The sequence below is a fragment of the Nocardioides sp. genome (assembly GCF_025965415.1).
Taxonomy (GTDB): domain Bacteria; phylum Actinomycetota; class Actinomycetes; order Propionibacteriales; family Nocardioidaceae; genus Nocardioides.
The window spans coordinates 1-14,172 of the sequence record NZ_JAOPWY010000053.1 but is presented as its reverse complement, the minus strand read 5'-3'; the positions used below and the strand labels follow the sequence as shown (position 1 = coordinate 14,172).

Annotated in this window: 15 protein-coding genes; 4 read left to right on the top strand and 11 right to left on the bottom strand. The window is 72.3% G+C overall.

Features of this window, described 5'->3' with window-relative positions; genetic code table 11:
• The 6 genes from JWN97_RS06125 to glmS all read right to left on the bottom strand — a co-directional run.
• Nucleotides 1-295, bottom strand: a 295-nt coding sequence (locus tag JWN97_RS06125; protein WP_297619925.1) for a GNAT family N-acetyltransferase, incomplete at its 3' end; no start/stop codon positions are given.
• On the bottom strand, nt 292-1,359 hold the full coding sequence (locus JWN97_RS06120; RefSeq protein ID WP_297619922.1) for an alpha/beta hydrolase: 1,068 nt from the start codon (nt 1,357-1,359) through the stop codon (nt 292-294). The genes JWN97_RS06125 and JWN97_RS06120, both read right to left, overlap by 4 nt.
• Nucleotides 1,356-2,540, bottom strand: a complete 1,185-nt coding sequence (alr, locus tag JWN97_RS06115) for an alanine racemase (RefSeq protein WP_297619919.1) — start codon at nt 2,538-2,540, stop codon at nt 1,356-1,358. Before alr ends, JWN97_RS06120 begins: the two co-directional genes overlap by 4 nt.
• An 8-nt stretch (nt 2,541-2,548) precedes the next feature.
• A complete protein-coding gene (locus JWN97_RS06110; RefSeq protein ID WP_297619916.1) occupies nt 2,549-3,940 on the bottom strand; it encodes an NAD(P)H-hydrate dehydratase in 1,392 nt (463 codons plus the stop codon).
• Between the two features lies 1 nt (nt 3,941).
• Nucleotides 3,942-4,295 carry a holo-ACP synthase gene (locus JWN97_RS06105; RefSeq protein WP_297619927.1) on the bottom strand — a complete coding sequence of 118 codons (354 nt, stop codon included), beginning with the start codon at nt 4,293-4,295 and terminating at the stop codon, nt 3,942-3,944.
• Nucleotides 4,296-4,357: 62 nt separating this feature from the next.
• Entirely contained in the window at nt 4,358-6,202 is a 1,845-nt protein-coding gene (gene glmS, locus JWN97_RS06100) for a glutamine--fructose-6-phosphate transaminase (isomerizing) (protein WP_297619913.1), read from the bottom strand.
• Between the two features lie 65 nt (nt 6,203-6,267).
• Between glmS and coaA the strand changes: the two genes are divergently transcribed.
• A complete protein-coding gene (coaA, locus tag JWN97_RS06095) occupies nt 6,268-7,257 on the top strand; it encodes a type I pantothenate kinase (RefSeq protein WP_297619910.1) in 990 nt (329 codons plus the stop codon).
• 75 nt (nt 7,258-7,332) lie between these two features.
• Here the strand turns inward: coaA and JWN97_RS06090 are convergent, their stop codons facing one another.
• Complete coding sequence (locus JWN97_RS06090; protein ID WP_297619907.1) at nt 7,333-7,917, bottom strand: NAD(P)H-binding protein; 585 nt, start codon at nt 7,915-7,917, stop codon at nt 7,333-7,335.
• 90 nt (nt 7,918-8,007) lie between these two features.
• Here JWN97_RS06090 and JWN97_RS06085 point away from each other — a divergent pair, with 90 nt between their 5' ends.
• Nucleotides 8,008-8,376 (top strand): helix-turn-helix domain-containing protein, encoded by a 369-nt coding sequence (locus JWN97_RS06085; RefSeq protein ID WP_297619904.1) that lies wholly within the window; start codon nt 8,008-8,010, stop codon nt 8,374-8,376.
• 4 nt (nt 8,377-8,380) lie between these two features.
• Here JWN97_RS06085 and JWN97_RS06080 read toward each other — a convergent pair whose 3' ends face one another.
• From JWN97_RS06080 to rplM, 4 genes are read right to left on the bottom strand one after another with little or no spacing between them, the layout of a single operon-like run.
• Nucleotides 8,381-9,367, bottom strand: coding sequence for a GNAT family N-acetyltransferase (locus JWN97_RS06080; RefSeq protein ID WP_297619901.1), 987 nt, complete (start codon nt 9,365-9,367; stop codon nt 8,381-8,383).
• A gap of 48 nt (nt 9,368-9,415) precedes the next feature.
• The gene (gene glmM, locus JWN97_RS06075; protein ID WP_297619898.1) at nt 9,416-10,762 is read right to left on the bottom strand and encodes a phosphoglucosamine mutase; all 1,347 of its coding nucleotides are present in this window, start codon (nt 10,760-10,762) and stop codon (nt 9,416-9,418) included.
• 19 nt (nt 10,763-10,781) lie between these two features.
• Nucleotides 10,782-11,282 carry a 30S ribosomal protein S9 gene (gene rpsI / locus JWN97_RS06070; RefSeq protein ID WP_297619895.1) on the bottom strand — a complete coding sequence of 167 codons (501 nt, stop codon included), beginning with the start codon at nt 11,280-11,282 and terminating at the stop codon, nt 10,782-10,784.
• A 14-nt stretch (nt 11,283-11,296) separates the two neighbouring features.
• Nucleotides 11,297-11,740: a 50S ribosomal protein L13 gene (rplM, locus tag JWN97_RS06065; protein WP_209952469.1), complete on the bottom strand. Its 444-nt coding sequence runs from the start codon at nt 11,738-11,740 to the stop codon at nt 11,297-11,299.
• 245 nt (nt 11,741-11,985) lie between these two features.
• Here rplM and JWN97_RS06060 point away from each other — a divergent pair, with 245 nt between their 5' ends.
• Together JWN97_RS06060 and JWN97_RS06055 are read left to right on the top strand one after the other, a co-directional pair.
• A complete protein-coding gene (locus tag JWN97_RS06060) occupies nt 11,986-13,311 on the top strand; it encodes an FAD-binding oxidoreductase (RefSeq protein WP_297619888.1) in 1,326 nt (441 codons plus the stop codon).
• A gap of 94 nt (nt 13,312-13,405) precedes the next feature.
• A partial coding sequence (locus JWN97_RS06055) for a citrate/2-methylcitrate synthase (RefSeq protein WP_297619885.1) occupies nt 13,406-14,172 on the top strand: 767 nt, incomplete at its 3' end.

Sequence of the window (14,172 nt, the reverse complement as noted above, 5' to 3'; positions counted from 1 at the left end):
CGGCGTCGACCAGCGCCGTCGCCACGCCCTGTCCCTGCGCCCGCGGCGTCACGCCGAACCTCCGCAGCACGATGCCGTCGGGGCGGACGTCGAGGACGGCACACCCGACCGGTGCGTCGTCGATGGTGGCGAGCAGCCCGCCGCGGCCGGCGAGCAGCCGGGCGATCGAGTCGAGGTCCTCACCGAGCGCGTCGGCCGGGGGGTCGAGGACGGGCCGGGCGCCGAAGGCCTCACGCACCACGGCCAGCACGTCGGCAGCAGCCTCCGGGCCGACCCGGCGTACGACGACACTCACAGCAGGCCCTGCCCCTGGGCGAGCGACAGCAGGTCGTCGAGCTCCGCCGTGACCTGCTTGTGCTGCTCGAGCAGCACCATGTGGCCGGCGCCCTCGCACTCCAGCAGGCTGGAGCCGGGGATCCTGCTGTGGAGCTTGCGGCTGTGCCCGACCGAGGTGATCTTGTCCTCGGTGCCACAGATGATCGCGGTGGGGACGCGGCCCAGCGGCTCGAGGTGCTCGAACTTGTCGAGCGTCGCGAAGGCCGGGTAGAAGTCGGCAACGACGGCGAACGGTGTGGCGTTGAGCATGGAGTAGACGAACTCGACGTGACTGGCCGGCACGGGGTCGGTCCCGAAGGCGTAGCGGTCGGTCACGACGTCCGCCACCGCGAGGCCCCACCCGCGCGCGAGGTCCACCACCTTGTGCCCGCGGTCGAGGGTGCGCACCGCGCGCCCGACGAACCGGCCGCCGAGGCCGAGCGGCAGCATCGGGAAGAGGATGCGGCCGGGGTCGAGACCACCTGCTGTCGTGGAGATCAGGGCCGCGCCGACGACCTTGTCGCCGAACAGCTCGGGGTGGAGCTCGGCCAGCGAGATCACCGTCATGCCACCCATCGAGTGCCCCACGACCACGCACCGGCCCGGGACCGTGTCCTCGATGACGCGCCGCAGGTCCTGGCCGAGCTGGTCGATGGTGCAGTGGTCCTCGCCCGACCGGGCCGAGCGGCCGTGGCTGCGCTGGTCGTAGAACACGGTGCGCACCTGGCCGCGGTAGGCGGCGCGCTGGAAGTGCCAGCTGTCGAGGTTGAGCGAGTAGCCGTGCACGAAGACGATCGTGAGGTCGTCGTCGGTGGCGCGGGGGCCGCCGAAGTCGCCGGGCTCGTCGATCTCGACGTGCAGGTCCACGGCGTCGTCGGTGACGACCACCCGGCGCGGGCTGTGCAGCTCGCCGAACGCGACCTGCTCCCCCGCGGCCCGGTTGCCGATGATGCGATTCTGGCGGGCGATGCCGACGGCGCCCGCGGCGGCGGCGAGGCCCGCCGCGCCCACGACGGTGCCGAAGATCCGGCCCTTGATGCTCACCGGGTGGTCCCTTCGCTGTCGTCGTCGGTGTCGATGTCGTCCGTGTCGGTGTCGTCGGTGTCCACGTGGCGTCGGACCAGCCGTCCGCCGACCCGCGTCACGATCTCGTAGCTGATGGTGCCGACCGCGTCCGCCCAGTCCTGGGCGGTCGGCTCGCCGCGGTCGCCGGGTCCGAAGAGGATCACCTCGGTGCCGGTCGGCGGCAGCTCGCCGTGCAGGTCGACGACGAGCTGGTCCATGCAGACCCGCCCCCGGACGGGACGCAGCGAGTCGTCCACCCAGACCGAGGCGGTGTTGCCCGCCGCGCGCGGGATGCCGTCGCCGTAGCCGGCGGGCACCAGGCCCACGGTGGTGTCCTCGTCGGCGTGCCAGGTGTGGCCGTAGGAGACGCCGTCGCCGGCCGCGACAGGCTTGCTCATCACCAGCCGCGCGCGGACGGTCATCGCGGGCCGCAGGCCCAGGCCGGGCGTGACGCCGGGTGCCGGGTCCAGCCCGTACGACGCGATGCCGCAGCGCACCAGGTCGAAGTGCGACGACGGGCGCAGGATCGCCGCGGCCGAGTTGGCGAGGTGGGTCACCTCGGGATCCAGACCGGCCTCCTCGGCGAGGCGGAGGGCGTCGCGGAAGGCGGCCTCCTGGGCGTCGTTGGCGGGGTGGGCGGGCTCGTCGCTCGCCGCGAAGTGCGACCAGATCCCGGTGACGTGCACCCGACCGGCAGCCTCGTGGGTCGCCGCGGCCGCGAAGAACGGCTGCCAGTCCGCACGGGCCGCTCCGCCGCGGGAGAGGCCGGTGTCGACCTTGAGCTGCACGCGGGCGCCCCCGACGGCAGCGATCTCGTCGAGCTCGGCGAACGTGTAGGCGGTCACCTCCACCCCCGCGGCGACGGCGGACGCGAAGTCGTCGCCCGGCGCGCTGAGCCAGCACAGCAGCGGTCCGCGATCCCCGGCCGCACGCAGGGCCAGCGCCTCCTCGATCGTCGCCACGCCGAGCCAGTCGGCACCGCCGTCGCGCGCTGCACCGGCCGCCTCGACCATGCCGTGGCCGTAGCCGTCGGCCTTGACGACCGCCATCACCTGGACCGGACCGTCGACCGACACCAGGTCCTTGAGGATGCCGACGTTGTGCCGGATGGCAGCCAGGTCGACCACGATCTCGGCGCGCGGCGGCACGGGATCGGTCATGGGACTGATCATCCCAAACCCGACAGTGTCTCGCGGACCACGCGCGGGATCTGGACCGCGACCCGGCTGGCCGTCAGCGGACCGCCGTCCGCCGCCTCGGTGGCGGCGGCCCCGTGCAGCCACGACCCCACCGACGCGGCGTCGTACGCGCCCAGGCCGGAGGCGAGCAGGGCACCGATCACCCCGGCGAGGACGTCGCCCGCGCCCGCGGTGGCCAGCCAGGGAACGCCGGTGGTGGTCACCCGCACGGGCCCGTCGGCGCCGGCCACCAGCGTGTGGTGGCCCTTGAGCAGGACCACGCACTCCCAGCGGAGAGCGGCGTCGCGGGCGAAGGCGAGGGGCGAGGCCTCCACCTCGGCGCGCTCGACGCCGAGCATCGCGGCGAGCTCGCCGGTGTGCGGGGTGAGGACACAGCCCGGCAGCGGACCGTCCACGTGGCGCAGCGCGTCGGCGTCCACGACGACGGGTACGTCGTCCGCGCGGGCGTCGGCGAGCATCTGCGCGGCGTCGTCACCGCCACCGGGACCGACCACCCAGGCCTGGACCCGCCCGGCGCCGACCACCTCGGGGTGCGCGGCCCGGACGCGGTCCGCGATCGGCTCGGGACCGACGTACCTCACCATGCCCGCCAGGCCGGAGTTGGCTCCCGCGACCGCCAGGAGCGCGGCGCCGGGATAGGTGCCGGAGCCCGCGCGGACGCCGACGACGCCGCGGGTGTACTTGTGTGCCACCTGGCCCGGCCGCGGGAGCAGCGCCCGCACGTCGTCGGGCTGGAGCGCCTCCAGCGACGGCGTGCCGAGGTCGAGCCCGAGGTCGACCAGGTGGAGGGCACCGCTGGCGGTGGAGGCGGGGTCCGCGAGGTGGGCGACCTTGTGGGTGCCGAAGGTGACGGTGAGGTCGGCGACCACGTGCGGCCCGTCGAGCCGACCGGTGTCGACGTCGACGCCCGACGGCACGTCGACCGCCACGACGGGCACGCCGTCGAGATGCTGGAGGGCGGCGACCGCGTCGGGACGCAACCCGGGACGACCGCCGATGCCGACGATCCCGTCCACGAGGAGGTCGGGAGCGGGGTCGAGGTCGGCGAGGTCACGGGTGGCGCGGCCTCCAGCGGCGTGCAGCGCGGCCAGCCCCTCCTCGTGGACACGGTCGGCCAGGAGCAGCGCCTCGACACGGACGCCCCGCCCCGCCAGCCGAGCGCCGGCCCACAGGGCGTCCCCGCCGTTGTCCCCGGGACCGACGAGCAGCACGACGCGGCGTCCGTAGGCCGTACCGAGCAGGTCGAGCACGGCCGCGGCGAGACCCGCCGCCGCGCGCTGCATCAGCGCTCCCTGCGGCAGGTCGGCCATCGCGGCCTGCTCCGCACGGCGTACGTCGTCGACGGTGTGGGCTCGCAGCACGTCAGCCCTCCAGGACGACGACGGCCGAGGCGATGCCGGCGTCGTGCGAGAGCGAGACGTGCACGTGGGTGACCCCCAGCGCGTCGGCCTGCGCGGCGACCGTGCCCCGGATCTCGAAGCGCGGGCGGCCGGTCTCCTCCGAGACGATCTCGGCGTCGTGCCAGGCCATGCCGACCGGTGCGCCCAGGGCCTTGGCCATGGCCTCCTTGGCGGCGAAGCGGGCCGCCAGCGAGGCCGGCGGGCGGGTGGCCTCGGCGTCGGTGAACAGCCGCCCGCGGAGGGCGGGCGTGCGCTCGAGGGACTGCACGAAGCGGTCGATGTCGACCACGTCGATGCCGATGCCGATGACCGGCACACTCACTCCTTTCCGGGGTCCTCACAAGTTGGCAAGCGGAGCGCGTCGTCGTGGGGTGGTGGCTATTCGACCGTGACGGACTTGGCGAGGTTGCGCGGCTGGTCGACGTCGTGGCCGAGCTGGGTCGCCAGCTCGCACGCGAAGAGCTGGAGGGGCACCACGGCGACCAGGGGCTGGAGCAGCACCGGCACCTGGGGCAGCGTGATCAGCACGTCGGCGTACGGCTCGATGGCGGTGTCGCCCTCCTCCGCGAGGCAGAGCGTGCGGGCACCTCGGGCGCGCACCTCCTGGATGCCGCTGATCATCTTGTCGTGCAGCTGGTCGCGCCCGCGCGGGGGCACGATGCACAGGATCGGCAGGCCCTCCTCGACGAGGGCGATCGGGCCGTGCTTGAGCTCGCCGGCCGCGAAGCCCTCGGCGTGGAGGTAGGCGATCTCCTTGAGCTTGAGGGCACCTTCCAGCGCGACGGGGTAGCCCGCGTGGCGACCGAGGAAGAGCACGGACCGGCTGCCGACGTGGTCGCGGGCCAGGGCGTAGACCTGCTCGGACTTGTCGAGGACGGTCTGGACGTGGGCCGGCATCTGCTCGAGCTGGTCCATGACCTGGGAGATCTCGTCGCCGTAGCGCGTGCCCTTGACCTGCGCGAGGTAGAGGGCGAGGAGGTAGCAGGCCACGAGCTGGGTGAGGAAGCCCTTGGTCGACGCGACGCCGATCTCGGGGCCCGCGTGGGTGTAGATGACGCCGTCGGACTCGCGCGGGATGGTCGAGCCGTTGGTGTTGCAGATCGACAGGACCTTCGACCGCTGCTCGCGGGCGTGGCGGATCGCCTGGAGGGTGTCGGCGGTCTCGCCCGACTGGCTGATCGCGACGACGAGGGTGTCGCTGGTGAGGATCGGGTCGCGGTAGCGGAACTCGCTCGCGAGCTCGACCTCGACCGGGATCCGGCACCAGTGCTCGATGGCGTACTTGGCCACCATGCCGGCGTAGAAGGACGTGCCGGCCGCGATGATGATGATCTTGTCGACGTCGCGCAGGTCCTGGTCGGACAGGCGCATCTCGTCGAGCTGCAGCAGGCCGTCGGCGCCGCGGCGCCCGAGCAGGGAGTCGGCGACGGCGCGCGGCTGCTCGAAGATCTCCTTGCGCATGAACCAGTCGTGCCCGTCCTTCTCCGCCGCGGAGAGGTCCCAGTCGACGTGGTAGCGGCGACCCTCGGCCGGGGTGCCGTCGAAGCCCGAGACGCTGACGCCCTCACGGGTGATGGTGACGACCTGGTCCTGGTCGAGCTCCATCGCCTCGCGGGTGTGCTCGATGAAGGCCGCGACGTCGGAGCCGAGGAAGTTCTCGCCCTCGCCGATGCCGACGACGAGCGGGCTGTTGCGGCGGGCGGCGACCACGCGGTCAGGGTCGTGCGCGTCGACGGCGACGAGCGTGAAGGCGCCCTGCAGGCCGCGGCAGACGTTCTGCATGGCGACGGTCAGGTCGATGCCGGTCTCCAGCTGCTCCTCGAGCAGGTGGGCCGCGACCTCGGTGTCGGTGTCGGAGGCCATCTCGACACCCTCGGACTCGAGGCGGGAGCGGAGCTCGGCGAAGTTCTCGATGATGCCGTTGTGCACCAGGGCCACCCGGCGTGCGCGGCCGAGGTGGGGGTGGGCGTTGCGGTCGGTGGGCGGGCCGTGGGTCGCCCACCGGGTGTGGCCGATGCCCGTCGTGGCGGGCGGCAGCGGCGACTCGGCGATCGCCTTCTCGAGGTTGGCGAGCTTGCCGGCACGCTTGTCGGTGACGATGGTCCCGTCGTCGATGAGGGCGATCCCGGCGGAGTCGTAGCCGCGGTACTCCAGCCGCCGCAGACCCTCGACCACCACGGCCTCGGCCGGCCTGTCACCCACATATCCGACGATTCCGCACATGGCCGGGGAGTCTATCGGCAGGGTGCCGCGCGGCCGCGCGGCCCTGCGGTGCCACAATCGCACCCATGTCCGAGGTCCCGGCGTCGCACCACGGCACCACCAACGGCGCCTCCGGCGGGGAGTCCTCCCCCTACGTCGAGCTCGAGCGGGCCGCGTGGGCGCAGCTGGCCGGCACCGCCGAGACCGTCCTCACCCCCGAGGAGGTCGTCAGCCTCCGGGGCCTGGGCGACCAGCTCGACCTGCGCGAGATCGAGCAGGTCTACCTCCCGCTCTCGCGCCTGCTGAGCCTCTACGTCGCCGCGAACTCGCGGCTGCACCGCGAGCAGGAGGAGTTCCTGCACCGCGTCACCCCGCCGCGTACGCCGTTCGTCATCGGCCTCGCCGGCTCGGTCGCGGTGGGCAAGTCGACCACCGCCCGCGTGCTGCAGCAGATGCTGGCGCACTGGCCCGAGCACCCCAACGTCGCGCTGGTGACCACCGACGGGTTCCTGCTCCCCAACGACGAGCTCGAGCGCCGCGGGATCCTGCACCGCAAGGGCTTCCCGGAGTCCTACGACCGCCGGGCCCTGCTCAAGTTCGTCATCGACATCAAGTCGGGCCGTGACGAGGTCGAGGCACCGATCTACTCCCACCTCGTCTACGACGTCGTCCCCGACGACCGCGTGGTCGTGAAGCGCCCCGACATCGTGATCATCGAGGGCCTCAACGTCCTGCAGCCGGCGCGGATGCGCGACGACGGCCGCACCGGCCTCGCGGTCAGCGACTTCTTCGACTTCTCCGTCTACGTCGACGCCGCGCTCGCGGACATCAAGCGGTGGTACGTCGACCGTTTCCTGCGGCTGCGCGAGACCGCCTTCCGGGACCCGGCGTCGTACTTCCGCAAGTACGCCGCGCTGTCGCACGACGAGGCCGTCGACCAGGCCACGCGGATCTGGGACTCGATCAACGAGCCCAACCTGGTGCAGAACGTCGCCCCGACCCGCTCGCGGGCCAACCTCGTGCTGCGCAAGGACGCCGACCACTCCGTGAAGTACGTCCGGCTCCGCAAGCTCTGAGGCCGGGGTCCCGGCGGACGTCATGGGAATCCGGGATGCGAACCCGAGATCCTCATGACGTCCGCCCCCAGGGACTCAGGCGGTCGCGGCGGTGAAGCGCTGGCGACGGTGGCGCGGCTCCTCGATCTCGTCGACCAGGGCGACGGCGTAGTCCTCCGCGCTGATGAAGTCGCCCGCCGGGGTGTCGAGGGAGGTGGCGTACGACCCGGTGCGCTCACCCGGCGCGATGACGGGGGCGGGGCTGAAGAAGGTCCAGTCCAGCGACTCGGGCGCGGCGCGGAAGAGGTCGAGCGCGGCGGCACCCGAGGTGGACTCGGCCTTGTACTCCTCGGGGAAGCCGTCGGCGTCGAGGAGGCGCGTGCCGTCGGGCGTGAGGAGCGAGCCGGCGCCGCCGACGAAGAGCACGCGGGCCTCAGCGGCGTCGTCGATGAGGGTGGAGACGGCGTCGAGCCAGGGCTGGTGCGACTCGCCGGTGCGGCTCGGGCCGGTCGCGGAGACGACCACGTCGTGGTCGGCAGCGGCACGGCGTACGGCGTCGGCATCGGCGAGGTCGCCCCCGGTGGAACGGCTGAGCGGGGTGACCTCGTGGCCGCGGGAGGTGGCCTCGGCGGCGATGCGGGAGCCGACCATGCCGGTGGCGCCGAACAGGGCGATCTTCATGGGGTGTCCTTCAGTTGTAGGAGCGGATACGTCCACAGTAACCAGTGGTAACTGATGACTTCAACGTGCTATAAGTACCTTGTGGTAACCATGAGCAGGGGTGACGCCTTCGACCCCGACTGCCCGACCCGCGTCGTGCTGGACCGCATCGGCGACAAGTGGACGGCGCTCGTCATCGGCTCGCTCGAGGACGGCCCGCTCCGCTTCAGCGCGCTGCGGGCGCGCATCGGAGGCGTGGCACCCAAGGTGCTGACCCAGACGCTCCGGGCGATGGAGCGGGACGGGCTGCTGACCCGCACCGTGCACGCCCAGGTGCCGCCGCGCGTCGACTACGAGCTCACCCCGCTCGGCGCCTCGCTCACCGGGCCGATCGCCACCCTCACCGACTGGGCCGAGACGCACCTGAGCGCCATCCTGGCCTCCCGGGGCGACTACGACGCTGCCGCCGAGGCTCGCTGACCATTCACAGCCTCTTCTGCAGCTCCAGCAAGTTCTCGATCGTGCGGTAGCCCAACGCCTCGTTGACCGCGTTCATGTGGGCGTTGACGTCGGCGTTGGAGGTGTCGACCGAGACCAGCCCGGGGTACGACGCCAGGGCCACGTCGTGCGTCGCGACCTTCAGCGCCAGCCCGAGCCGGTGGCCGCGGTGGGCCGGGTCGACGATCGTGATCCCGACCTGGCCGTGTGCGCGGTCGGTGTCGTCGACGCGCACGTCGGACACCCCGGCCACTCCCCCGTCCGGCGCGATCGCCATCGCGGTCAGCACGTGCCGACCGATGTCGACCTGGCGCCGCTCGGCCGCGCGGATCCGCTCCGGGGTCCACTCCGAGGCCGTCAGGTCGAGCTCGCCGAGCGGCACCTCGGTCATCAGCATGCCCAGCAGCCGGCCGAACGACTCCACGTGCTCGTCGGGGCAGACGGTGTCGAAGGTGACGATCCGGTAGCCGTCGGCCCGAGCGGACAACGCGTCGCGCGTCGCGAGGTAGTCGGTGAGGGCCAGCTCCTTGATCGACTCCCGGCTCGCGACGTCGTACCCCATCGCCGTGGCGAAGGGCTCCCCCGCCGCGGTGCCACCGGGCGGGAGGTAGACCTCGCTCTGCGCGGTGGTGCGTCCGTCGCCGGCGGCGATGACCTCCAGCTCCTCCACCAGCCGTCGCCCGATCCCCTCGCGCTCCCGGTCCGGGCGCGTGTAGGCGAAGGCCATCGCGGTGTGGAGGTTCTCCACGAGCGGACGGGTCAGCAGGCCCGCACCGACCATCTCCCGGCCGTCGATCGCCGCGAGCAGGACGACACCCCGCTCGGGGTTGTCCGCGCGCAGCGCCACGCGACTCTGCTCCCACAGCGGCCACGGCTTGCCCGGGCGGTAGGCCGTCGCGGCCCTCCCGACCTTCCACCACGCACGCAGCGCGGCCTCGTTGCGGGGGTTGAGCTGCTCGATGTCGACGGCCACGCCGTGACCGTATCCGCGGGATCCGCGCCGGTCACGCAGTTATCGGGCCTACAGCGCCAACTGGCGCTTCACCACATCGGCGAGCCGCTCCGCGACGGACGACGCCTCGACCTGGGTCGGCGCCTCGACCATGACACGCACGATCGGCTCGGTGCCGGACGGGCGCAGCAGGATCCGGCCCCGCTCCCCCAGCGCCGCCTCCTCCTCGGCCACGGCGGCGGCGAGCACGGCGTCCTCGTCGGCGCGCGACTTGTCGACGCCGGGCACGTTGAGCAGCACCTGCGGCAGCCGGGTCATCACCGAGGCGAGCTCGGCCAGGGACTTCCCGGTGGTGGCCATCCGCTCCATCACGTGGAGGGTGGTGAGGATGCCGTCGCCGGTGGTGGCGTGGTCGCTGAGGATGACGTGGCCCGACTGCTCACCGCCGAGGGAGTAGCCGGAGACCTTCATCGCCTCGAGGACGTAGCGGTCGCCCACCTTCGTCTGGCGTACGCCGACGCCGCCCGCGCGCATGGCCTGGACGAAGCCGAGGTTGCTCATCACGGTGGCGACGACGGTGTCCTTGGCCAGCGCGCCCTTGTCGCGCAGCGAGAGGGCGAGGATCGCGAGCAGCTGGTCGCCGTCGACGACGTTGCCCTCGGCGTCGACGGCCAGGCACCGGTCGGCGTCGCCGTCGAGGGCGAAGCCCGCGTGGGCGCCGTGCTCGAGGACGGCCGCCTGCAGCGAGCCGAGGTGGGTGGAGCCGCAGTTGTCGTTGATGTTGAGGCCGTCGGGGTCGGCATGGATCGCGATCACCGTGGCGCCGGCGTCCTCCAGGGCCCGCGGCCCCGCCGCGTGGGCGGCACCCTCGGCGCAGTCGAGGACCACCTTGAGCCCGACGAGCGGGTGGGTGATCGTGCCCTCGAGGTGGGCGGCGTACTCCTCGACGGCGGAGTCGTAGACCCGCACCCGGCCGACGTCACCGCCGGTGGGTCGCTCCCAGGGCTCGCCCATGCGCCGCTCGATCGCGATCTCGATGGCGTCGTCGAGCTTGCGACCACCGCGGGCCAGGAACTTGATGCCGTTGTCGGGCATCGGGTTGTGCGAGGCCGACAGCATGACGCCGAGGTCGGCGCCGAGGCGCTCGGTCATGTAGGCGACGCCCGGGGTCGGCAGGACGCCCAGGAGCAGTACGTCGACGCCCGCCGAGGCGAGCCCCGCGACGACCGCGGCCTCGAGGAACTGCCCGGAGATGCGCGTGTCCCGGCCCACCACGGCCAGGGGACGGTGCCCCTGGAACTCGCCGCGGTCGGCCAGGACATGGGCCGCACACACAGAGAGGTCCAGGGCCAGCTCCGCCGTCAAGGAGGCGTTCGCCAGGCCCCGGACCCCGTCCGTGCCGAAGAGTCGCGTCATGAAACGAGACTCTAGGAGATCAGCGCTTGCTGAACTGCGAGGCCTTGCGGGCCTTCTTGAGACCGGCCTTCTTGCGCTCCACGACGCGGGCGTCGCGGGTCAGCAGACCGGCCTTCTTGAGCGCCGGGCGGTTGGCCTCGACGTCGATCTGGTTGAGGGAGCGGGCCACGCCGAGGCGCAGGGCGCCGGCCTGACCGGCGGTGCCGCCACCGTGGACGCGCGCGAGCACGTCGAAGCGGCCCTCGAGCTGCAGCTCGGCGAACGGCTCGTTGGCGATCTGCTGGTGCAGCTTGTTGGGGAAGTAGTTCTCCAGGCTGCGACCGTTGATGGTCCACTCGCCGGTGCCCGGGACGATGCGGACGCGGGCGACGGCCTCCTTGCGACGACCAGTGGCCGCGCCGGGGGCGATGGTGGCCGGGCGGGCAGGGGTGTCGGCCGAGGCGTCGCTCTCCGACGTGTAGGTGACGCCGTCGGCGCCGGTCTCGAAGGTCTCCTCGACCTCGGGGGTGTTCTCAGTCATCTGTGAGTCCTCAGTCACTGGGAGATCTGCGAGATCTCGAACGGAGTGGCCTGCTGGGCCAGGTGCGGGTGGTCGGGGCCGGGGTAGACCTTCAGCTTCTTGAGGATCTGACGACCGAGCTTGTTCTTCGGGAGCATGCCCCACACGGCGTTCTCGATGGCCTTGCGGGCGTCCTTCTCGAGGAGCTCACCGAACGGCGTGGCGGAGAGACCGCCCGGGTAGCCGGAGTGGCGGTAGGCCATCTTGGTGGTCTTCTTGGTCCCCGACAGCGACACCTTGGACGCGTTGACGATGATCACGAAGTCGCCCATGTCCATGTGCGGAGCGAAGGTCGGCTTGTGCTTGCCGCGGAGGAGGTTGGCGGTCTGGACGGCGAGGCGTCCGAGGACCACGTCGGTGGCGTCGATGACGAGCCACTCGCGCTGGATGTCAGCGGGCTTGGGGCTGTACGTGCGCACGGCGGTATCCCGTTCTGGTTCGTTGGACCCGGCCCTCGGTCGAGGACCAGCTGGTGGAGCCACGACCTCTGACGAACACGGCCCGGATCGCTCCCTCCTCAGGAGGGATGACGTCCGGATCTGCACCCGCCCTGGATCTCCGTGGGGAGAGGGCGGACGCGGCAGGAGTCGCGACCAGCAAGAGTACGGCGCTGCGCGCACGGGGGCAAAACGGCGGAGCCCGCGCTCCACGCCACAATGACCCGGTGCACAACGGTGGCGTGTCCTTCTGGTGGCAGCAGCTCGGGCTGCCCACCCCGACCGACCGGCTGACGGGCGACGTCGACTGCGACGTGGCCGTCGTGGGCGGCGGCCTGACCGGCCTCTGGACGGCGTACTACCTGCACGAGGCCGACCCGTCCCTCGACATCCGGGTCCTCGAGGCGGAGTTCGCAGGCTTCGGCGCCTCGGGGCGCAACGGCGGCTGGCTGTCGAGCGAGCTCGCCGGCAGCGCGCGGGCGTACGCCGAGGTGGCGGGCGAGGCGGGCGTCGAGCGCCTGCGCTCGGCCCTGCGCGCCACCGTCGACGAGGTCATCGGCGTCGCCGCCCGGGAGGGCATCGAGGCCGACATCGTCCGGAGCGGCGTGCTGACCGTCGCGCGCTCGCGGGCACAGGCACGACGGCTGGGCGGGGAGCTGGACGCCCGCCAGGTGGCCGCGAGGATCCGGGTCGCCGGCGCGATCTCGGGGCGCTTCGATCCCGACTGCGCCCGGGTCCACCCGGCCCGGCTGGTCAGCGGTGTGGCCCGCGTCGTGCGGGAGCGCGGCGTACGCATCCACGAGGGGACCCGCGTCCTCGCCGTCGAGCCGGGCGCGGTCGCCACCGAGCACGGCACCGTCCGCGCACCCGTCGTGCTGCGCTGCCTCGAGGGCTTCACGGCCGGGCTCGCGGGCCACCGGCGCGAGTGGCTGCCGATGAACTCCGCGATCCTCGCCACCGAGCCGCTGACGCAGGCCCAGTGGGGCGAGATCGGCTGGAGCGGCGAGGAGCTGCTCGGCGACGAGGCGCACGCCTACTGCTACGCCCAGCGCACCGCGGACGGCCGCATCGCGATGGGCGGGCGGGGCGTGCCCTACCGCTTCGGCTCGCGCACCGACGTCGACGGGCGCACGCAGGACTGGACGGTGGAGTCGCTCCGCTCGACCCTGACCTCCCTGTTCCCCTCCCTGGCCGGGATCGGCATCGACCACGCCTGGTGCGGGGTGCTGGGGGTGCCGCGCGACTGGAGCGCGAGCGTGTCCTTCGACCCGGCGACGGGGCTCGGCCACGCCGGCGGCTACGTGGGCTCCGGCCTCACGGCGACCAACCTGGCCGGGCGCACGCTGCGCGACCTGGTGCTCGGCCACGACACCGCGCTGGTGCGGCTGCCGTGGACCAACCACCGCGTCCGCCGCTGGGAACCGGAGCCGCTGCGGTGGGCCGGCGTGCACGCGCTCTACCGGCTCTACCGCGCCGCGGACCGGCGCGAGGACGCCGGGCTGGCGCGCACCAGTCGCATCGCGCGGGTGGCCAACCGCGTGGCCGGCCGCTGACCCGGGTCGTGGACACCGGTTCGCGCTCGCGCGCGGACCGCGGCTAAGTTGGGCGGACCCAAAGACGTACAAAGACGTATGAACAGGAGCCGACGTGACCGACGTAGCGGCCAAGGATTCCCTGACCGTCCGTGACAACCGGACCGGCCAGGAGTACGACATCGCGATCAACGACAACACGATCGCCGCCAAGGACCTGGGACAGATCCGTCTCACGGAGGACGACCCGGGCCTGGCGACCTACGACCCCGGATTCGTCAACACGGCCTCGTGCCGCTCGGCGGTCACGTTCATCGACGGCGACAAGGGCATCCTCGAGTACCGCGGCTACCCGATCGAGCAGCTGGCGGAGAAGTCCAACTTCCTCGAGGTCGCCTATCTCCTCATCCACGGCGAGCTGCCCACCAAGGAGCAGTACGACACCTGGGTGCACGAGATCACCTACCACACGTTCGTCCACGAGAACGTCAAGAGCTTCATGGAGGGCTTCCGCTACGACGCCCATCCCATGGGCATGCTGATGGCCTCCGTCGGCGCCCTGTCGACGTTCTACCCGGACGCCCGCAACATCAGCGACGCCGAGAACCGCCACATGCAGATCGTGCGGATGATCGCCAAGATGCCGACTCTGGGCGCCTGGTCCTACCGCCACGCGCAGGGCAAGCCGTTCGTCTACCCGGACAACGACCTCGGCTACACCGCCAACTTCCTCTCGATGCTGTTCAAGATGAGCGAGCAGAAGTTCGAGGCGGACCCGCGCCTGGTCAAGGCCCTCGACGTGCTGTTCATCCTGCACGCCGACCACGAGCAGAACTGCTCGACCAACGCGGTCCGCTCCGTCGGCTCCTCGCAGGTCGACCC